Here is a 20,879-nt window from a genome sequence, read left to right as displayed (position 1 = left end):
ATAATTACTTTTAGTGGTGCTGCAAACGTTGACCTTCAAGCATTTTAGCGCCACGTAGCATGGCTTCAACTAGCTCTGTTGCGTTGAACTTTTCTAACGCTTCGTGTGCACCAACTTGATGTGCGCGATCAACACAGATTTCACTCGACAGTGAGGTATGCAAAATGCAGTAAGCGTGGTTTAACTGCGGGTCATTTTGTACTTCAAAAGCGAGTTCATACCCATCTAGCCCAGGCATTTCAATATCACTGACAAGAATATCGATGGCTTGCTGTTTACGAGCCATTTCTCGCATCAAGACAAGAGCATCATTACCATTTATACAGATGTGATAGGGAATATTAATGCTGTCTAGAGCATCCGAAAGCTGCTTACGAGCGATCGAAGAGTCATCCACTAACAAAATCTGTAATGGTTTTAAGCGTTCGCGCTCAATATCGGTCAGCATAGGTACTTTTGACGATTCGTACTGCGGATAAATCTTCGAAAGCAGCAATTCCACATCGAGCAGTTGTACAATTTTGTCTTGATAACGAGTGATCCCTGTAACGAAGACATCATGTCCTGCGGTCGAGGGAGAAGACTCAATATGCTTCCAATCACATTCAATGATCTTTTCGATACTTCTGACCATGAAAGCCACCACAGTACGCAAACAATCGGTGACGATCAGATAGCATTTCTGATACTCGCTAGGCTGAATAGGACGAAAACCAATCGCCGCCGCCATGTCGATCACGGGCACTGTCAAATTACGTATTGTGACAGTTCCTATCACATGGTGATGTGAATAGGGGATCTGTGTCATTGGCTGATAGGTGACAATTTCCCTGACTTTAAGTGTGCCGATAGCGAAAAGCTGCTGCTGGGCACTGAGTGTGAACATCAACATTCCTTGTGATTGATTCGCTTTACTGACGACTTTAGCCATAGTTCATTCTTTATCTGGTCGGACTAATACTTATACTAACCTAAAATACCGTATCAGCAACGGAATGGCCTGAATTTAACCAATATTCGATAGATCCACTTTGATCTTAGGCATGCGTTTACATTTATTGCTGATCGAGTACACTACGCGGCTCGATAAAACAGGGGGAAAACATGGCTCGTACCGCGGCAGCTTTGCACATTCTGGTCAAACACAAAGAACAAGCAGACGATATTCTGGCTCAGCTAAAGAAAGGGGCGAAGTTTCACGTTTTAGCCAAAAAATACTCGACTTGTCCGTCTGGTAAAAAAGGCGGTGACTTAGGTGAATTTCGCCAAGGCCAAATGGTTCCAGCCTTTGATAAAGCCTGCTTCCAAGGTGAAGTGTTAACGCCTCAACTGGTCAAAACCAAATTTGGTTGGCACGTTGTTAAGGTACTTTACAGAACATAGAGCGCATGCGCAGCTAAGATCATGGCAGACACGAATTGAGCTGCGATTGGCGTCTTATAAAAACATCGATTTCACGTATGTAACCTACTTAATTCTTATTGGTCGAGTCAAGCACAGCTTCAGTGGGTGATTACCGATGAGATTAAATATGTTGAAAACCCAGTTTCACGTTTTAATTTGAGTGAATACCGAGCGATTGCATCAATAAGCCTACAAGTTCTTCTACCGTACTGTGGTAGAAAAAGACTACCCACTAAACCGTTTTCAGAATATCCGTCACATTGCTGATGATACTTATACTGATCACGTAACGATCAACAACGACACTTTACATGTCATGGGCTGGCTTGATGTGGCGGCCGAACCAGTCATCGTCAGTGTTCCTGATATGGATGAAGGACGATACTGGATTCTGCATACCATGGACATGGGGCACTACACCAATGCAATGATTGGCTCACGTACTCAAGCTACCAAAGGAAGCCGGTTGAGCGTAAATTTCCGGATGTGAACAATACTTCATGGCTTGAACGAGTTAACTTTATGCTGTGCGACGGCAGCATGGCTGACGCCGATAAAATGTGGGTCGAGCAATACAAACCCATTGGTATTGAAGCCTGTAAATATGATTTCACTGAGAAGCAGCTTGAACTCGCTAAAATAGGTGAAAAAGCAGGAATGGAGCATATGCTTCAATTAGCGCCCAAAATTGTCGATTCACGCAAACTGTTGGGTACGCGTGAAAGCTTAGGTACTGGTGCTCGTGATGAGTTTGCCGAAGGCACATTGATTGGTCCGTGGGGATTACCACCTGTCGAAGCGAGCTACCGCCAAGCGGTTGCGGATTCTGACGGAGATATCCTCGATGGCTCTAAGCATGATTATGTGATGCGTTTTAAAGCCCCTAACACCAGTGAATTTTGGTCTGTGACGATGTATGCCAATGATACGCGCTTGATGGAAAAAAATGCCATGAATCGCCATAGTCGTGGTGACCGTACGCTAAAACCTGATGCCGATGGTTATTACACGATTTACATGAGTTCTGATACGAAAGGTAGAGAAAACGATAGTAATTTCCTTCCTATCCCGAACAAGCCGTTCTACAACGTCCTGCGTTTGTATGGGCCAGATGCTGATATTCAGAGCGGTAAATATCAAATGCCTGCCACAGTTAAAGTGAAGTGATTGCAATAAATTCGAGTGCTCACTTGTCCATGAGTGGGCACTCTCATGCAAAATTAATTTTTGAACGAGAATCATAATTTATATTTAATAGTGTTCCATATAATATGTAACGAGCGATTAATTACATAAAACTTTCAGCAAGCTTGAAGAAAATTAGCAACAACTTATTTATCTTGTTGATTTATGATGCATAAGGGTTTTGTTGCTTATTTTGTGGTTTTTTTTAAGCAACGTAATTTATATGTCAAAAAAATATATAAATTTGCTATTGATATTCTTAATATTGAGAAAGGTTCTTAACCGACTGAATTATACCGAATAAATCTCCATTTCTGACGGCTTCAACATTTGTCTTAATTTCTGAACATTGACTTCGCTTTTCTTAACGTTAGTTTTAATCATGCTAGCCTTGATTTGTTAGGAGGGGTGAAATGAAAGAAGGAAATAAACTAAACGTTAGAATGCTTTCTGATGTTTGTATGCAGTCCAGATTGTTGAAGGAAGCGCTAGAGGCAAAACTGCCTGTTGCGCTAGAAATCACGCCATTTTCTGAACTGTGGCTTGAAGAAAATAAACCTGAAAGCCGAAATATAGAGATGTTGATGATTGATTACTCTCGAATCTCGGATGATGCTTTGACCGATTACAGTTCATTTAAGCACATATGCTGTCCTGATGCGAAAGAAGTAATTATCAATTGCCCGCAAGATATAGAGCATAAGCTGCTCTTTAAATGGAATAATCTTTCAGGTGTTTTTTATATTGACGATGATATTGATACCCTTATCAAAGGTATGAGTAAAATCTTACAAGATGAGATGTGGCTTGCTCGCAAGTTAGCGCAAGAATATATTCTTCATTATCGGTCTGGTAACTCAGTCGTTACCTCTCAAATGTATGCAAAACTAACAAAAAGAGAGCAGCAGATTATTAAGTTGCTCGGTAGTGGGTCATCGAATATTGAAATTGCCGATAAACTGTTTGTCAGTGAAAATACGGTAAAAACACATTTGCATAATGTATTTAAGAAAATTAATGCCAAAAATCGCTTGCAGGCACTCATTTGGGCAAAAAACAATATAGGCATTGAAGAAGTCAATTCCTAAGCAGATTTACCCAATTTCAGCTTTCCATGTGAAGCCGGAGAATCCTAATTGAACAAGGTCGAACAATGCGACCTTGTTTGCTTTTCTTTCGGGTAAAATGGTGGTTGAGAGATAGCGAGTTACTCTACAACGATGGCTGTGCCGCTAATCGATACCATCAACATTCCATTCGTTTTGCCAAAGGTTTCGTAATCTAAATCGACACCGACTACCGCGTTTGCCCCGAGTGCTGCAGCCTGTTGTTGCAATTCCTCTAGCGCCATCGCGCGAGCTTTTTCTAATTCACGTTCATACGTCCCAGAGCGGCCCCCCACAATATCGCGGATCCCTGCAAATAGATCTTTAAAAATGTTGGCCCCGAGGATGGCTTCGCCCGCAATCACTCCGCAGTAACGGACAATGCGTTTACCTTCAACGTTTGGCGTGGTTGTGACAATCATGTTCTTTCCTTTATTCAGCAAGATGCTTGTTGGATTATCAGGCAGCAAAGAAGTTCCCAATTAGGAGTGGAGTCTATCCATCAGGAATATTGATCTTGGAGATTAATAACTTGAATTGCTGAGTATGATTAAGCCAGATATAACGCGCATCTTATTGTTCATGTAGTGAGAATCATGGCGTTAGACGCATTTATGGATGCAATTGCAGACCGAGGTTGGTATGTGTGGGACGATTTTTTGAACCCACAAGAAGTGCAAGCACTACGAGAGTGTGTTCCTGAACATTGGAAACGGGCGCGCATTGGAAGAAACGAGGAGATACAACGCGCAACGGATATTCGCAGTGACAAAATCCAGTGGTTAGATCTTTCGATGGGGCAACCTATCCAAGACTATTTAGAACGGATGGAGCAGATCCGACGTGAAGTGAATCGCCATTTCTTTTTGGGGCTTTTTGAGTACGAAGCACACTTCGCGAAATATGAGGCGGGTGACTTCTATCTTAAGCATCTCGATTCTTTCCGAGGCAACGAAAACCGCAAATTGACCACAGTGTTTTACCTCAATGAACAGTGGACTCCGGCCGATGGCGGTGAGCTGAAAATCTACGATTTGCAGGACAACTGGATTGACACGTTAGCTCCAGTGGCGGGGCGTTTGGTGGTATTTCTTTCTGAGCGTTTTCCGCATGAGGTACTGGAAGCACATGCAGACCGTGTGAGTATCGCGGGTTGGTTTCGTACCAATGGGGTGAGTGGTAATAAACTGGATATTGCCAATTAATCCATCCACAAACGGCTTGAAGCGGCAACACCAAGTCATCCGATAAAACACAAGGCAGCTCGTCACAGCCGTGCTACCTTGTGTCGTTCAACGTGGGTTATTTGAAATGAATAACAGAGAAATGGGGCTGTTCACTTAAGGCTTCCATTGAACTTAACTGCCCAGTTTCGAGCAACCACGTCTCTTCTTCACCACGAAGTTCAATGCATTCCTGCTTTTGGCTATTACGCTGGGTATCGGATGCGACACCGTAGTACACCTCACCATTTTTCATTATTAATTTGACTGGCAGATGGAACAAACAGGCCAGTTCAATGTAATCGTATTGACTGCAGCTAACCATGTTTTTACTCGCTTTTATTTAAGTACTTATTTTGTAGTATATACATTCTCTTAACATCTTGGTAACGACCGTTGATGAAAAACTCTTCGACCAAGTGGCCTTCTTCAACAAATCCGCACTCTTCATACAGATGTACCGCTTTGGGGTTTTCTACCGCGACATGCAAATAGATTTTGTGCAGATTGAGGATAGTAAAGGAGTAATCCAGCGCACGATTGATTAACGTGCGAGCAAAACCTTTGCCTTGATACTCGGGTGCAATGATGATCTGAAATTCAGCGCTGCGGTGAATGTAGTTGATTTCAATCAGCTCCACTAAGCCAATCAGGTTTTTATTGCCATCCTCGACCACAAAGCGCCGTTCAGCGTTGTCGTGAATGTGTTTGTTGTAGAGCTCTTCAAGTTCATCAAAGGACTCGTAGGGCTCTTCAAACCAATACGACATGATGTTGCGGTTGTTATTGAGATTATGGATGAAGCGTAAGTCGCCTCGTTCTAATGCTCTGAGCGTTAACTGACTATTCATGTAATTACCTAACGATGTTTGAGGCTCTCAACGTTTAGACCATAGAGGAAGAGAGGGTTTATTCACAAGAGGTATAACATCAATTTATTGCAAAATTAGAAGGTTGAGCGAATTTGGCAAACTTGAGGCAGACAAAATAAAAAAGCCCTCTCACTGTGAGAGGGCTTAAGTTGCAAGCAAAGGTGAAGTGGTTATGCGGGAAGCTCAACGCCTTTTTCTTTGTGCAGACGGCGGCAAGCACGGCCATCACTGTGGAATAGATGGCAGCGATGCGCTGGAATGCCAATGGTGAGCGTATCGCCGGTTTCGACATCGAGTGTGTCTGGCTGGCGGTAGATCACGTCAGAATCTGAACCCTTCAGGTTCATATAGACTTGGGTTTCGTTCCCCAGCTTCTCAACGATCATCACTTTGCCTTCAATTTTGGCATCGCCATGCTCTGCTTCAACCAAATGTTCAGGGCGAATGCCGAGTGACATACGTTCGCCACGCGTCACGGTGGTACCGTCAACAGGGATCCAGAATGTGGTGCCATTGGAAAGCTGAACTTGTACGCGATCGTTCTCAACCGCTTCAATGAAAACGCTCATAAAGTTCATCTTAGGTGAGCCAATAAACCCTGCAACAAAGCGGTTTTGTGGGTAGTGGTACAGCTCCAGCGGCTTGCCAACTTGCGAGACAAAGCCCGCATCCAACACCACAATTTTGTCCGCCATGGTCATGGCTTCCACTTGGTCATGGGTAACGTAAATCATGGTGCAGCCCAGTTTACGTTGCAGTTTGGTGATTTCTGAGCGCATTTGTACGCGCAGCGCAGCATCAAGGTTGGATAGCGGTTCATCCAGCAGGAATACGTTGGGCTGTGAAACCAGAGTACGGCCAATGGCAACACGCTGGCGTTGACCGCCAGACAGCGCTTTGGGTTGACGATCGAGCAGGTGGCTCAGTTGCAGAATTTCCGCCGCATGGTCAACGCGTTTTTTGATCTCGCTTTTATCGGCTTTGGAGAGCTTAAGGCCAAACGACATGTTGTCGTACAAATTGAGGTGCGGGTAAAGTGCGTAAGACTGGAAAACCATACCAACCCCGCGTTTGGAAGGTTCCACATCATTCATGCGCTGCTCACCGATGTACAGATCGCCAGACGTAATGTCTTCCAAACCTGCGATACAGCGCAGCAGAGTCGATTTGCCACAACCAGAAGGACCGACAAATACCACGAATTCGCCTTCTTGAATCTCTAGGTCGACGTTCTTGGAAATCAGCACATCGCCATAAGCTTTACATACATTTTTTAACGTGACACTCGCCATCTAGCTCGTCCTCGATCAAGATTTTTAATCATTATCGCGGCTCATTATATGAATTGTTGTGCACGCAATAACAGTAGGAATTGGATAAGGTGAACCACATCATGTGGTTTCATTGGCTGCGCCGCCTTATTGAGTAAGAAAAGAAAGGGTGAATGCTCCGGCTATGAAGCCATTCACCCGTCTGCCGCGAAAAGTAAGTTGTTTCCCCCTACACCAAATCATGTCTCTCCCGTAATGCTTACACCACAAACATGACTTTATATCGACAACTTACTTGGCGGTGGAACCAGCCACAAACCATGGTCTGGAAAGGCTCTTACCATCCTCTTTGGGATGAGGCTAGTTTCTGTGAAAGGAGCAAGTGATGCATCCTCCTCATCCGTTTTTTTGTAGGGGGAGTAGGTGAGGAGGAGGTGGAGGAGGGGCATTAAGGCGTAGTTAGATCCAGTTCAAATTATTGAGGGCGGATAAGTTGAGTAGGATCACATCAAACCTGCTTTTTGTGATTTGGCTCGCTCACATCAACCGATGGAGATCACGAAAATACGCCATAATATCGAGGGCGTAGGGATTAGGAGGATGAGTCGAGCGCGTTTTTTTCTGATCATAAATGGCGAAATACGGCAAAACCTCCTGGTGAGCCCTACAACACAAAAATAAAAGGATATGAACATGAAAAATGCCCTAAGCACAGTCGCGCTGAGCACTCTGGTGGCTCTTGGTTCGTTTGGTGCCCATGCTGCTATTGAAGAAGGACAACTCACCATTTGGATCAATGGTGATAAAGGCTACAACGGTCTGGCGGAAGTTGGTAAAAAGTTTGAAGCGGACACCGGGATCAAAGTAACGGTGGCTCACCCTGATGCGCTGCAAGACAAGTTCCCGCAAACCGCGGCAACGGGTGATGGTCCTGATATCGTGTTCTGGGCTCATGACCGTTTTGGTGGTTATGCTGAAGCCGGTTTGCTGGTGGATATTAAGCCTTCAGCCAAGGTTCAAGAAGGTATTGTCGATTTCGCTTGGGATGCAGTGAAATACAACGGCAAGCTGATTGGTTACCCAATTGCGGTGGAATCTCTATCGCTGATTTACAACAAAGATTTAGTACCTAACCCACCAAAAAGCTGGGAAGAAGTGGCTGAGCTGGATGCCAAACTGAAGAAAGAAGGCAAATCCGCCATCATGTGGAACCTGAAAGAACCTTACTTCACATGGCCTCTCATGGCGGCTGATGGCGGTTATGCATTCAAATATGGTGTTGATGGCTATGATGTGAAAGATGCCGGCATCAACAACAAAGGCGTAAAAGAAGCGATGAACTTCGTGAAAGGCCTAGTGGATAAAGGCGTGATCTCTCCAGATATGGACTACTCAGTGTCTGAATCTGCTTTCAACCAAGGCAACACGGCGATGACCATCAATGGCCCATGGTCATGGGGCAACATCGAGAAATCTGGCATCAACTACGGTGTGACCACACTGCCTAAGTTTAACGGCCAAGCGTCAAAACCTTTCGTTGGCGTTCTGACTGCTGGTATCAGCACGGCTTCTCCAAACAAAGATCTGGCGGTGGAATTCATCGAAAACTATCTGCTGACCAACGATGGTCTGCGCATGGTGAACAATGACAAGCCACTGGGTGCGGTTGCGTTGAACTCTTTCCAACGTGAACTGGATTCGGATGCACGCATCGCGGCCACGATGGATAACGCGATGAACGGCGAAATCATGCCAAATATTCCACAGATGAATGCGTTCTGGAGCTCAGCGAAAAACGCCATCATCAATATCGTCGATGGTCGCCAGACTGTTGATGCCGCGCTAGCGGATGCTGAAAAACAGATGACGAAATAACCCATCGTCACACCTTGGAGGGGGGCTTTTCCCCCTCCGCATTTCTTGGTAACAACACGCTAGCAGGTTATTTATGCAGTCAGTTCAAGGTACACAGGCTATGTCCGATCCAACTGCGGTACGTCCAGCCGACAAACGTGCTTTTCTCAAATGGGCAGTACTTGGCGCGGTAGGTATCGTGAATGGCTACGCAACCATTCTTATGTATTCTCGTGGTGAGGTAGCGTTTGCATTGTTAACGCTGATCCTGACCACTTTGGCGCTGTATGTTTTCGGTAGCCGTAAAACGTACGCGCATCGTTATATTTATCCCGGCATTGCAGGGATGATCCTGTTTATTCTGTTCCCTCTTGCTTACACCGTTGGCCTTGCTTTCACAAACTACAGCGCGAAAAACCAGCTCACTCTTGAGCGCACACAATCGGTGTTGATGGATCAAACCTTCCAAAGTGGTGAGAGCTACGCCTTCCAACTTTATAACACTGAGCAAGGCTACCGTTTGGTGATTGAAAATGGTGCAGAGCGTTTAGCTACCCCACCTTTCTCTCTCAGCGGCAATGTACCCACGGATCTTAACCTTGAAGTGATTGGTGGCATTGAAGGGGAGGTTGAGCCGATTAAAACCATCATCGGTTATCGAACAGCGTTGAGTGGTATTGACCTGCATTTCCCTGATGGTGAAGACATCCGCATGAGTGGTCTGCGCAAATTTGCCGCAGTAAAGCCGCTCTATACCTTGCAAGCTGATGGCGAAACACTCACCAATAATCAATCTGGCCAATTGCTGCGCCCTAATATGGAGATCGGTTTTTATCAGCCCATCAATGAAAGTGGTGAGTTCATTGGCGAGCGAATTTCTCCGGGATTTGTGGTGTCAATTGGTACCCACAACTTTGAGCGGGTTTGGAAAGATGAAGGCATCAAAGAGCCGTTTATCAACATCTTTATCTGGACGGTGATTTTCTCGGTTCTGACGGTGATTTTCACCCTCATTATTGGTCTTGTTTTGGCAAGTGTGGTGCAGTGGGAAGCGCTGAAAGGGCGTGCAGTTTATCGCGTGCTGCTGATCTTACCTTACGCGGTGCCTGCCTTTATCTCGATTTTGATTTTCCGTGGTCTGTTCAACCAGAGCTTCGGTGAAATCAACATGGTACTGAATGGCTTGTTTGGCCTCAGCCCTGCTTGGTTCTCTGATCCACTGTTGGCGAAAACCATGGTGCTCATCGTCAACACGTGGCTGGGTTTCCCTTACATGATGATTTTGTGTATGGGCTTGCTGAAAGCGATTCCTGATGATCTGTACGAAGCATCGGCGATTGATGGTGCGAACTTTGTTAACAACTTCACCAAAATCACCCTGCCGATGATGATCAAACCGCTGACGCCGTTACTGATTGCCAGCTTTGCCTTTAACTTCAACAACTTCGTGATGATTCAGCTGTTGACTCAAGGTGGGCCAAACCGTATCGGCACTTCTGAACCTGCGGGTTATACCGATCTTTTGGTGAGTTATACCTACCGCATCGCGTTTGAAGGTACGGGTGGTCAAGACTTTGGTTTAGCGAGTGCGATTGCGACGCTGATCTTCTTGCTGGTGGGCGCGTTAGCGCTGCTCAACCTGCGCTTTACTAAGCTGAGCCAACAATAAGGAGCATTCATATGGCGATGGTACAAGGTAAATCACTGAAGTATCGCGTGTGGGCAACCCACGCGGCACTCTGGGTGTTCTTAGCGTTGATTATTTTCCCACTACTGATGATTGTCGCGATCTCGTTTCGTGAAGGTAACTTCGCAACTGGCAGCTTGATTCCGGATCGTCCTTCATTGGAGCACTGGAAGCTAGCATTGGGTATTGCAGTGCAAAATGCCGATGGCTCGGTGACCCCACCTCCGTTCCCAGTCATGACTTGGTTGTGGAACTCAGTAAAAGTGGCGGGTATTACTTCAGTATTGATTGTGGCACTGTCGACGACGTCGGCTTACGCTTTTGCTCGTATGCGTTTTAAAGGCAAAGAAACCATCTTAAAAGCGATGATGATTTTTCAAATGTTCCCCGCGGTACTGGCCTTGGTCGCATTGTATGCCCTGTTTGATAAGCTTGGGCAGTACATTCCCTTCTTAGGCTTAAACACGCATGGTGGGTTGATTTTCTCTTACCTAGGTGGGATTGCGCTGCACGTTTGGACTATCAAAGGTTACTTTGAAACGATTGACCGTTCATTGGAAGAGGCGGCTGCGCTGGATGGCGCGACGCCATGGCAAGCCTTCAGATTGGTGCTATTACCACTATCTGTACCAATTCTTGCAGTAGTATTCATTCTGTCATTTATTGGTGTGGTGGGCGAAGTTCCGGTGGCGTCACTGCTACTTTCTGATGTAAACTCATACACGCTTGCGGTTGGTATGCAGCAGTATCTTTACCCTCAGAACTATCTGTGGGGTGATTTTGCGGCCGCTGCGGTGCTTTCAGCACTCCCAATCACGATCGTATTTTTACTTGCACAGCGTTGGCTTGTCGGAGGACTTACCGCTGGCGGTGTGAAAGGATAATAACGATAAGGGCGACGTAAAGTCGCCCATTTTGTCTCTTCTTAACATTAATTGGTTTGGCCGCCGACAAGTTAAGAAGCTTCAATTCTGGCGTTACGCATAGCTGGCTGTTAGCTCAATTCCTTACTAGTTCACGACTAACAGTTTTTGTAACCAAAACCTGAGCTTAGCTCGGGTTTTTTTATGACAAAACTGACGAAAGCCCGTTGTGCGAAAACGGGTGCCAGTATAATCACAACTCTGTTTCTCAACAATGAAACAAATGGAGTATGCGAGTTAGATCGTGTATTGGGTGGTAATCGTGCGAAGAAATGCAGAAAACTTAGAATTCGCGGCTAGAAGGGGCGCAATTTAAGTATTGCAGCAATAAGTACAGACTCTCTTCATGCATGGCGACACGGCGGAAAAGGTCGGCAAAGGTCTCATCTCCACCAAAGCAGGCTTGGATGTAGTGATTGATTGCCTCTGGCTGATAACCTTGGACGTAAAGTGTTCTTACCCACTGATATTCAACCGACTTAGGGTTGGTTAAGGTCGTTTCGGTCAGGGTAATTTTTTCGAGGGTTAGCGGCATAATATGCAATCAGTGTGTTGGGTGTTCGGAACATGACGATGCATTAAAGCAATAAAGCATGACAGTTCAATGACACCGACTTACCGCATCCCCTGATTGGAATTGAGAAAGGAATCATTTATCGAATTAATCAAACTGGCTATCTCGTTTAAATGCCCCGATTGCTGTGGTTCTAGCCTTGGTGTTTTAGGTCGAAGATAGTTAAACAAGAATCGATAGATCTCTTGCCATTGATGGATCCGCTTTAGGCTCAGTCGCGCACAGTAAGTCGGAGGAAGCCATTGCTGGTAACCTTGCCACAACACATGATTCCAATTGGGATGTGCTGGCATTACGTTTTTTAACTCCTCTTGACTAACATTCGAGTGTGGGGTGAGTAGTCCAAGCCCTATTTGCCAATCACCCCATTCATTGGTTTGATTGAACTGCATCCATTTCTCATCCCACCAACTCATGCTTTTGGTTTTGTTGGTATCAAAGTGGTGAACTTCGGCTAAATGGCAATACAAGAGTGTCGTTTTGGCGGCTTTTACTGCATCGGAGAACGCAGTAATGGCGGCGCCACGTAGGAAGCTCTCATGCTCCAAAATCAGTGTTTTTGGTGGTTGTTCACCAAACCATAGGCGTAAATTCTGCATATGAGCGTGAGCTGCATATACTGGGCGAAACAGCAATCCTTCTTTTAAGTGTTGATGGAGTGGTGAGCTATAACCGAGTTGATCAAATTGGCTACGCGCAAGAATTTTGGCATAGGTTTTTTCTGCACTCACGAAAACATCAAACTCATCAGTGCTTGCTGCTTCTTGGTTGGGCATTTGATAGCGCGCTTTTTCAGCTAATGAAGTTGGCAGCTCAGCAGCATCAAAGAGTGCATTGTCGCTGATGAAATAGGCATAGCCAGTTGTAGAGTCGCAACTGGACAGGCTCCATACATGAGCAGCAAGTGAATGGGTATCTTGATGGCGAGAACCTGAGCGAGAACATTGAATGTGCGAGCGGATCTGTAATGCTGAAGGGCGGCAATATTGCTCTTGTTGTCGGCTAAATGCTCTTAAAACGTCAGCGAGAAACTCGATTCGTTGGGCAAAGACTTTGTTACTCAAGCCACAATCGTTCTGCAATTCACTCGGCAATATGCCTTCAAGTAAGGCATTCAGAAGTGGTTGAAGAACGAGTGAGCAGTGTGCAGCATTAAGCAAAGTCATGCTTTTGCCGCATTGTTTACACTTGATTCTTTGGCTACCCGCTTGAGTGAGGCCATGCCTTTTCCACTGGGGAGCTGAGCAACCACAACTATCCAGTAATGGTGAAGATAAATGTTGAGCGTGGATTTGCTCCGCTAAGCACAGAATGGGCTCATTGAGCAGGACGGGAGGGTAAGCGCCACAAAGTGGGCAATACCAAGCGTCATACCCTAAGCGATTCGATCGGGAATACAAGGAGAGATCCGCGACGCCACAATTGGGACACCCGAAGGACTTACATCCGTTATATTCCCGCCGAAAGTTCACTCTTCTTCTAATCCCTTATTTGGCTACGCTGGTATCAATTTGGCGACCAAGCGCTGGAACAGAAACCTGTTTCTCTTGCTTGAATTGGTCGATGAGCACTTGAGTTACCGACTCGCCTTGAGAAAGTAAGGCGCCTTTTGCAAATACATGATAGCCATCGCCGCCACTGGCAGCGTAAGAGTAGGTCGCGACCTTGTAGAGACGATCCGCCTTTACGGGCTGGTCATTAATCTTAAGTGTTAACAGGCGTTCACCTTGCGGTTTTTGGCTGTTGTAAGTGGCTTCAATACCGGAAAATTGAGCTAAACCATAAGGTAATGTGTAGCTGTATTCCAGTAGTTCTTTGACTTGTACCCCATTCAGCTCAACCACTGCAAGTTTGTCGGTGAAAGGGAACAGATCCATCACATTTTCCATCGTGACAGGACCTTGGTTTAAATCAACTCGAATGCTACCTGAGCTAATCATGCCAATATCCGCATTCCCTTGCTTACGCATCATATCTGCCACTAAGTTACCTACGTTAGACTCACGGTAATAGCGACGATAAGCCGTACTATCAATGGTCGCCAGTGTCTGTTTAAGCTCTGGATAACGAGCTCTTGCTTCGCTAATGAGATTGCTGGTTTTGCTATCACGGGCCAATTTATCGGCTTCAACGGGGATCAGTTTTCCTTCCAACAGCTTTGCGGTCTGTTTGTCGGTATCAACTGAAAACTTGGTATAGCCTAAATATTTTCCCTGACCGAAGGTTAAACCAATCACAGTGCCGGTTTTCGGGTGAACAACAGGTTTCCATAAGCCGTGATCTGAGTGTCCACCGAAAATGACATCGACACCTTTTAGCTTACCAGCCATCTCATAGTCTTCGTCAAAGCCACGCTGTACTTCAGGATCGGCTTCTTTATCGGTCTGCATCGGTGCGGTTTTATTTTGATGAGTGAGTACTACGACCAGATCTACCTCATCACGGATCTTATCAACCCAGTATTGCGTTGTTTTGATTGGGTCATCAATGGTTAATCCTTTGCGGTTTCCTTTCCACATGGTGTTATAAAAGGCATCAATCCCCATCACGCCAATGACGCCCACTTTCACGCCATCACGTTCGATGATGGTGTATGGTTGTGAGAATGGCGCATTGTTCTGTTCAAATTTGATGTTGGCATTCAGCACTGGATAGGCGGCGCGTGGCATGTTCTGCTTGAGTGTTTCCCAACCATATTCGAACTCATGATTACCGAGAGTAATCGCGTCATAACCCATGGCGCTGTAAAGATCAAAAGAGAGCTTTCCTTGTGTCTTTTTGGCGAGTGAGCCAGTAAAAATATCTCCCGCATCAAATAAGAAGCTGATCTCTTCATTAGATCGAGTCTCTTTAATCAATGTTGCGAGGTAAGGAATACCACCGATACGGCTGATATCTGGGTTCCAGAAAGCATCAACGGGTTCATACACACTTTCGATATCGTTGGTATGAAGCAAGGTGACGGTTTTTATTTCGGCAAATGAGAAAGTGGAATAGCTCAAACAGGCTATGGAAAAGGGGAGTAATGCGGCAGCAAAGTTGAAATTTTTCATAATCGTATCCCTATGATGGGTGAATGGGTTTTTCCTGAGTACCCCAAGTTTTGTGGTATTGGGATTGTCCTTAAGAGCGGGTGCGAATATAAAAAATTAGCGATGTAGGTCGAATGAAGTGCATCACACAATTAATGAAAAACTCATTAGCAGGAATGCGGAGTTCCCAAATGTGTGTTTGATGCTTAACGTCCGATGTGGACCGATGGCTCTGCACAAGAGAAGCCATCAGCCATATTCAATCAATGGTATTTTGAGGGAGCACAGGAAAGATCAGTTCTTCAAATATTTCACATGCGCTTCCATCTCTTCGCCGATTTCGGTGCGCATATTCATTAAACGGATCGCGGAAGCGCGTAATTCCTGATCTTCCTTCGTTTGCGGGAGCCACTCTGGCACAGGTGATGGCTTGCCTGCTTCATCGACCGCTACCATGATCACAATGCAGTGAGTCGTGAGGTGATTTTTTAGGCATTTGGGGTCGCTGGCTTGCACATCAATCGCAATGTGCATGGAAGTTTTGCCGGTATAAATCACTTTGGCATTCACTTCGACCAAGTTGCCCACATGAATGGGAGCTACAAAGCGGATGCCACCGGCGTAAGCCGTGATGCAATATTTACCACTCCACGCGGCGGCACAAGCGTAGGCTGCAAGGTCAATCCATTTCATTACTGCGCCACCGTGCACTTTACCGCCAAAATTGACATCCCCTGGCTCAGCCAGAAAACGTAATGTGATCTCTCGTTTGCCACTGCTCATCGGCTTATCCTTAATTCGGTTTTTCGTTTTGAGCGTTTTGCTCAAATAAGTGTAGAACCAATAACAACAAATCTTTTACATGCAGGCAATAATTTGTGCATTTTGTGTATGAAAAAAGGCGCTTTAGCGCCTTTGAATCGTGTTCACTGTTTATCGCCTAACCCGTTACACAACTTGAATAGTCACTTCATTCTCTTTCGCAAATGCTTCGATCTCTTTCGGCGGTGTCTGGTCAGTAATGATCAAATCGACATCGGCAAGCGTACCGAGTTTGACCATCGCATTGCGGCCAAATTTACTGTGGTCGACAGCGAGAAACACACTGCGGCTATTTTCGATAATGGCGCGTTTTACGCGCACTTCATGATAATCGAAATCGAGCAGTGAACCGTCATAGTCGATACCACTGATGCCTAGAATGCCGAAATCCAAACGGAACTGGGAGATAAAATCCAGTGTCGCTTCACCCGTCACACCACCATCTTTGTTACGCACTTCGCCACCGGCGAGAATGATATTGAAATCGGGTTTGCTCATCAGCAAAGTGGCGACATTCAAGTTGTTGGTCACTACTCGTAGTTGGTGGTGATTGGTCATCAAAGCACGCGCAATCGCTTCTGGTGTCGTTCCGATATCAATAAACAGCGTGGCACCATCGGGAATATGTTGCACTAAAGCGGCGGCTACTTTCTCTTTTTCATCTTGGTAAGAGACTTGTCGCGTGTGGTAGGAAGAGTTTTCTGAACTTGTTGCAATCGTTGCGCCACCATGGTTGCGGCGTAGCTTATTGGCATCAGCCAATTCGTTGAGATCACGGCGAATGGTCTGTGGGCTGACATCAAATCGCTCAACCAATTCTTCCGTACTGACAAACCCTTGGGCTTGTACCAATTCAATGATTTCTTGATGGCGCTTTACTGCTTTCACCGGAATATCCTTATTGCGTAGACTGGACTCAGTTTACGGTCTTGCGGCTTGATTTCAAATCTTGGTTTGCGTTTTCTTACGTTTACTGTTCGTTTTTAATCATTTTTCACAAAAACGAAAAATGTAGCGAATGGAACTAGGCTGAGTGTGTTACCTAATCGATGGATTGTAAGCGCAGCAGCGGTTACGGCCACTGCGTTTGGCTTGATAGAGTGCTTGGTCTGAGCGGCGATAAATATCAGTAATATCGTGATCGCTAATGCGCATGGTTGATACCCCAGCACATAGGTATACATGCTCTTGTTGTTCAAAGAAAGCGTGCTGAGAGAAGTGGTGACGGATGGCTTCCGCTAAATTGAATGCGTCTGCAAGTGGTGTGTTTTCGAGCACAATAATGAACTCTTCCCCCCCGACTCGCCCACACAGCGCATGTTCAGAAGCCAAGCGATAAAAGAGTTTGGCAAGGAAGCATAAAACTTCATCACCTTTATCGTGACCAAAATGGTCATTGATTAGCTTGAAGTTATCGATATCAATTGAAATACAACTCAAAGGTTGATTTGAATGTTTTGCGCGAGAGAAGGCGGAGCGAAAATCGCTCCACAATTTTCGGCGATTCGACAACTGTGTAAGTGAGTCGGTATTCGCCAATTCATAAAGTTGCTCACGGAGTTCCGCAATATCGGTAATATCAGTAGAAACTCCAATTAAACCAATGACATCACCAGTATTTCGCTGCAATATGGGATGTTTTACCGCGCGATAAACACGAACCAATCCATCGGATTTGGCGATCGCACGCTCTTCTTGAGTAACAGAAGAACGCGTTTCAAAAACATGTTGATCTGAAGCCAAAATGTCACTGAGTTGATCGTCTCGAAAAAAATCGTGATCGGTTTTACCCAATAAGGTTTGCTCATTGGTTTCAAATAAGGCATGAGTGAGGGAATTGGCATAGAGATATTCGCCACGACGATTTTTGACGAAAACATACACCCCCAGTTCGTTCAACACGAGTTCGTGTAGGGAGAACTGTTGGTGATCAAAAATATCTTCGATACTGTTGAGTTCAATCATAGGCTCACCTCTGCTTGCCTTCACTTCCGATTATCTATCGGTTGCTTCGGGCTTGGGGAACCTAGCCAATCTTTATTTTTATAGTGTTTTACAACGTGCTTTGTTCTTTAAAGATAGCGCGCTGAGCGCCTTTTTGCGCGCTGAAATGTTGGCTTTTATACCTGTGTCACTTTTTCGACACTGTCGTCATTATGACGATGAATTTTCAGTTGTGAGAGTGCCACGCCGCTGATGACTAACAGACCACCAATTAAATGATAAGGGTGAACCGTTTCGCCCAATAATGTGGCGGCCAATGAAACAGAGAACACGGGTAGCAGGTTCATAAACATGGCGGTGGAGTCTGCACCAATTGCATCAATTGCTTTCACCCACATCCACGGTGCGAGCAGCGAGGCTGCGATCCCAGCATAGGCGATCAGAGGAAGTGATCCTTCGGTTGGCAATAAGTGATCACTGGTTAGCCAGAGTGGAGTGAGCATAAATACCGCGCAAACGCCTTGTAGGTAGATCAACGTCCAGTTGCTAAAAGGCATTTTCCAGCGCTTCAGAAGTACGCAGTACAGGGCATACACTAGCGCGGCCATAACCATTAAAGCATCACCTTCGGTTACACTTTGGTGTAGGAAAAACAGTGGATTACCTTCGCCTAGCATGTAGGCAAGACCGCTTAAAGAAAGTACGCCGCCGATGACGCTGAGCGCTGAAATCGGTTTATTGAGCAAAGGTAAGCTAATGAACACGCTCATCAAAGGTACAAATGAAGTAATCAGCGACATATTGGTCGCTGTTGTTGTCAACCCTGCGTAGTAGCCAAGGGATTGGTTAAGTACCATGCCCAGTAAAGCCAAAAACGCGAGCTTGCTCAAATAGCGCTTAACGGTAGGCCATTGTCGGATGGCGCTAGGCAGGCAGAAAGGTGAGAGGATCAACATAGCAACAAACCAACGGTAGAAGCTCATTGCACTGGGTTCAATCGTTGAAGCGGCGAGTTTGTTGACAATCGAGTTGCCACCCCAAATCAGCACAGTAAAAAATGGCAGAAGATAGATCATGTGCGCCTCGTCGCAATTTGTTCCTTGGGTTATAGTGTGGCAGGTCTTTATAATTACAACTATCTCCAAAAAGACATTGCGAGCGATAGGAAGACAAGATTGAAAAAACGCACCCGACACCTACATCCCTCATTATCAATCGAGCATCCCCCATCCGATGTGTTTATGAATTTTGAGGCGTTTCTTTCCAATACAGAAACTCGTGAGCACAGCCACGCTTGGGGGCAGGTGCAACTGATTTCTGGTGGGATCTTAGAAATGGAAGCGGAAGATACGCGTTTTTTGGCTCCGCCCCATTTGGCGATTTGGGTTCCTGCGGGCATTCGCCATCGAAGCTACAACCGTAAGCCAATTGAGTATTGCTCACTGAATATTGCTTCACAACTGACCACCGCATTCCCTGCTAAAACCAGTTTAATTAAGGTGACATCGATTGTTTCGGCGATCATTGATGATTTCAGAGAGCGTAACATTAATGTCGCGCAAAGCAGTGAAGATAAACGATTGGTGCAAGTGTTGCTGGATCAACTGGCGACTCGCGAAACTCAGCATCACTTTCTTCCTTCCACCAATCACAAGTATTTAGCTCCGATTTTGGCTTCTGTAGAAGAGAATCCAACCGATAACACCACATTGCAGCAATGGGCGGAAAGGGTGCATACCACAGAACGAACCTTAGCGCGCCATTGTCAGGCAGAATTGGGTATGAGCTTTACCGAATGGCGGCTGCGGGTGCGCTATCTCTATTCCATGGAATTGCTGCGCCAAGGGCATGCCGTGAAAGAGGTGGCATTAACGTTGGGCTATAACCAAGCCAGCCCATTTATCACCATGTTCAAAAAATACTCCGGGTTGACCCCGGAGCAGTATAAAAGTCGATTATTAGCTTAGTCGGCTTGGTTCATTGGCGAGTACATAATCGAGCGCGCCAGTGATGGCGGCGACTTGTGCATCATTGCAGTTTTGCGTCGTGACTTTTGGGCTATCTGGGTAGACTTCTGTGGTCGTACCGTAAGTGCAGTGGGTCATGCCTCCACACAAACCCAGCGCTTTCATCGGGTAGAGGATGACGCCATCTGCGACTACGGGTGAGCCAATGATTTCGTTTTTTTCATCAGCAGGGGCAATATGAGTCACGCGGCGTACCGAATCAATTACCGCTTGTTGGAAAGCAAGCTGCGGATTTTCTGTGTCACCTACCGTGTAAAAACCATCAGGGATTGAGCTTTCAACATAGGCTTTGCCATCACGCGCTGCCAGAGCAGGCCGAAACTCAGATTCATCCGTATCGGTCGTTTCATGCAGATCAATGTGCAGCAAAATGGGCTCATGCTGAGCAACCATCGCCATCAGTAAGGCGGCTTCTTCTGCGGGACTATCCTTAACAAAAGAGCGGTTAGGATCGATAGCATTTGGGTTCCAGCGGTTGATAGTTTCGTAGCCCCAAGGACTTACGCAGGGCGCCGCCAGCAGATTGAAGTGAGCTAAATAAGGTTCTGCGGCTGTCGCTAAAAATTGCAGCGCACCGTGCACACCACTGGTTTCGTAACCATGTACACCACCTGTGATCAATACTGTTGGTTTGCTGGTATCCCAATTGCGGCTTTTCACCACATACAGTGGGTAGCGTGCGGGATCATAAGAGAGTGCGCCATAAGTGTTCACATCGAATCGGTCATTCAATACCTGAATTTTCGGCACCACTTCTTGTTGATATTCACGCTGAATATAGCACTGTTCCAGCCACGCTTGGCGCTCAGCGGCTTGCCAAGGTTGCCCTGGTGTACCAATCGGGTAGGTGTAAGACGCAGACATAATCATTCTCGGTTAATACGGAAGAAGAAAAAGAGTAAAGGCTATGGTCTACAGGAGCAATAGGAATGTCATTCTGTGTGATCGGGATACA

Annotated in this window: 20 protein-coding genes and 1 pseudogene; 8 read left to right on the top strand and 13 right to left on the bottom strand. The window is 45.8% G+C overall.

Features of this window, described 5'->3' with window-relative positions; genetic code table 11:
- Positions 1-10: 10 nt before the first annotated feature.
- The gene (locus VOA_RS0117780; RefSeq protein WP_001151682.1) at positions 11-931 is read right to left on the bottom strand and encodes a chemotaxis protein; all 921 of its coding nucleotides are present in this window, start codon (positions 929-931) and stop codon (positions 11-13) included.
- A gap of 173 nt (positions 932-1,104) precedes the next feature.
- Between VOA_RS0117780 and ppiC the strand changes: the two genes are divergently transcribed.
- The 3 genes and pseudogenes from ppiC (at position 1,105) to vpsT (ending at position 3,677) form a co-directional block, all read left to right on the top strand.
- Positions 1,105-1,383, top strand: coding sequence for a peptidylprolyl isomerase PpiC (gene ppiC / locus VOA_RS09550; RefSeq protein ID WP_000124506.1), 279 nt, complete (start codon positions 1,105-1,107; stop codon positions 1,381-1,383).
- A 208-nt stretch (positions 1,384-1,591) separates the two neighbouring features.
- Positions 1,592-2,571, top strand: a pseudogene (locus VOA_RS0117775) (DUF1214 domain-containing protein); the annotation flags it as partial.
- A 431-nt stretch (positions 2,572-3,002) separates the two neighbouring features.
- Complete coding sequence (gene vpsT, locus VOA_RS09555) at positions 3,003-3,677, top strand: LuxR family transcriptional regulator VpsT (RefSeq protein ID WP_000657992.1); 675 nt, start codon at positions 3,003-3,005, stop codon at positions 3,675-3,677.
- Positions 3,678-3,796: 119 nt separating this feature from the next.
- Here the strand turns inward: vpsT and VOA_RS09560 are convergent, their stop codons facing one another.
- Positions 3,797-4,117, bottom strand: coding sequence for a heavy metal-binding domain-containing protein (locus VOA_RS09560; RefSeq protein ID WP_000637496.1), 321 nt, complete (start codon positions 4,115-4,117; stop codon positions 3,797-3,799).
- 174 nt (positions 4,118-4,291) lie between these two features.
- On the opposite strand from VOA_RS09560, the gene VOA_RS09565 reads away from it, so the two are divergent.
- Entirely contained in the window at positions 4,292-4,900 is a 609-nt protein-coding gene (locus tag VOA_RS09565; RefSeq protein ID WP_001162297.1) for a 2OG-Fe(II) oxygenase, read from the top strand.
- Between the two features lie 97 nt (positions 4,901-4,997).
- Here the strand turns inward: VOA_RS09565 and VOA_RS0117770 are convergent, their stop codons facing one another.
- From VOA_RS0117770 to malK, 3 genes are all read right to left on the bottom strand, one after another.
- On the bottom strand, positions 4,998-5,243 hold the full coding sequence (locus VOA_RS0117770; protein ID WP_000253070.1) for a Rho-binding antiterminator: 246 nt from the start codon (positions 5,241-5,243) through the stop codon (positions 4,998-5,000).
- A 4-nt stretch (positions 5,244-5,247) separates the two neighbouring features.
- Entirely contained in the window at positions 5,248-5,769 is a 522-nt protein-coding gene (gene speG, locus VOA_RS09570; protein ID WP_001088096.1) for a spermidine N1-acetyltransferase, read from the bottom strand.
- A gap of 191 nt (positions 5,770-5,960) precedes the next feature.
- On the bottom strand, positions 5,961-7,082 hold the full coding sequence (gene malK / locus VOA_RS09575) for a maltose/maltodextrin ABC transporter ATP-binding protein MalK (protein WP_000179237.1): 1,122 nt from the start codon (positions 7,080-7,082) through the stop codon (positions 5,961-5,963).
- A 672-nt stretch (positions 7,083-7,754) separates the two neighbouring features.
- On the opposite strand from malK, the gene malE reads away from it, so the two are divergent.
- From malE to malG, 3 genes are all read left to right on the top strand, one after another.
- Complete coding sequence (malE, locus tag VOA_RS09580; RefSeq protein WP_000786215.1) at positions 7,755-8,936, top strand: maltose/maltodextrin ABC transporter substrate-binding protein MalE; 1,182 nt, start codon at positions 7,755-7,757, stop codon at positions 8,934-8,936.
- Positions 8,937-9,009: 73 nt separating this feature from the next.
- Entirely contained in the window at positions 9,010-10,584 is a 1,575-nt protein-coding gene (gene malF, locus VOA_RS09585) for a maltose ABC transporter permease MalF (protein WP_032468230.1), read from the top strand.
- A gap of 11 nt (positions 10,585-10,595) precedes the next feature.
- A complete protein-coding gene (gene malG / locus VOA_RS09590) occupies positions 10,596-11,486 on the top strand; it encodes a maltose ABC transporter permease MalG (protein WP_001252027.1) in 891 nt (296 codons plus the stop codon).
- Positions 11,487-11,808: 322 nt separating this feature from the next.
- Here malG and VOA_RS09595 read toward each other — a convergent pair whose 3' ends face one another.
- From VOA_RS09595 to VOA_RS09625, 7 genes are all read right to left on the bottom strand, one after another.
- On the bottom strand, positions 11,809-12,060 hold the full coding sequence (locus VOA_RS09595) for a hypothetical protein (protein WP_001131592.1): 252 nt from the start codon (positions 12,058-12,060) through the stop codon (positions 11,809-11,811).
- 80 nt (positions 12,061-12,140) lie between these two features.
- Positions 12,141-13,571 (bottom strand): hypothetical protein, encoded by a 1,431-nt coding sequence (locus tag VOA_RS09600; protein WP_009355909.1) that lies wholly within the window; start codon positions 13,569-13,571, stop codon positions 12,141-12,143.
- 15 nt (positions 13,572-13,586) lie between these two features.
- Entirely contained in the window at positions 13,587-15,152 is a 1,566-nt protein-coding gene (locus VOA_RS09605; protein WP_000787874.1) for a bifunctional metallophosphatase/5'-nucleotidase, read from the bottom strand.
- Positions 15,153-15,425: 273 nt separating this feature from the next.
- The gene (locus VOA_RS09610; protein WP_000094380.1) at positions 15,426-15,914 is read right to left on the bottom strand and encodes an acyl-CoA thioesterase; all 489 of its coding nucleotides are present in this window, start codon (positions 15,912-15,914) and stop codon (positions 15,426-15,428) included.
- Between the two features lie 165 nt (positions 15,915-16,079).
- On the bottom strand, positions 16,080-16,841 hold the full coding sequence (locus tag VOA_RS09615) for a DeoR/GlpR family transcriptional regulator (RefSeq protein ID WP_000648855.1): 762 nt from the start codon (positions 16,839-16,841) through the stop codon (positions 16,080-16,082).
- A 150-nt stretch (positions 16,842-16,991) separates the two neighbouring features.
- Positions 16,992-17,918, bottom strand: a complete 927-nt coding sequence (locus tag VOA_RS09620; protein ID WP_000571604.1) for a diguanylate cyclase — start codon at positions 17,916-17,918, stop codon at positions 16,992-16,994.
- A gap of 155 nt (positions 17,919-18,073) precedes the next feature.
- Positions 18,074-18,973, bottom strand: coding sequence for a DMT family transporter (locus tag VOA_RS09625; RefSeq protein ID WP_000639725.1), 900 nt, complete (start codon positions 18,971-18,973; stop codon positions 18,074-18,076).
- A gap of 99 nt (positions 18,974-19,072) precedes the next feature.
- Here VOA_RS09625 and VOA_RS09630 point away from each other — a divergent pair, with 99 nt between their 5' ends.
- Positions 19,073-19,864, top strand: coding sequence for an AraC family transcriptional regulator (locus VOA_RS09630; RefSeq protein WP_000747480.1), 792 nt, complete (start codon positions 19,073-19,075; stop codon positions 19,862-19,864).
- Here the strand turns inward: VOA_RS09630 and VOA_RS09635 are convergent.
- The gene (locus VOA_RS09635) at positions 19,856-20,788 is read right to left on the bottom strand and encodes a M14 family metallopeptidase (RefSeq protein WP_001276811.1); all 933 of its coding nucleotides are present in this window, start codon (positions 20,786-20,788) and stop codon (positions 19,856-19,858) included. The genes VOA_RS09630 and VOA_RS09635 overlap by 9 nt on opposite strands.
- Positions 20,789-20,879: the final 91 nt, after the last annotated feature.

The organism is Vibrio sp. RC586 (assembly GCF_000176715.1).
Lineage (GTDB): Bacteria > Pseudomonadota > Gammaproteobacteria > Enterobacterales > Vibrionaceae > Vibrio.
The sequence above is the reverse complement of the archived record's forward strand: the minus strand, read 5'-3'. Positions and strand labels throughout refer to the sequence as shown.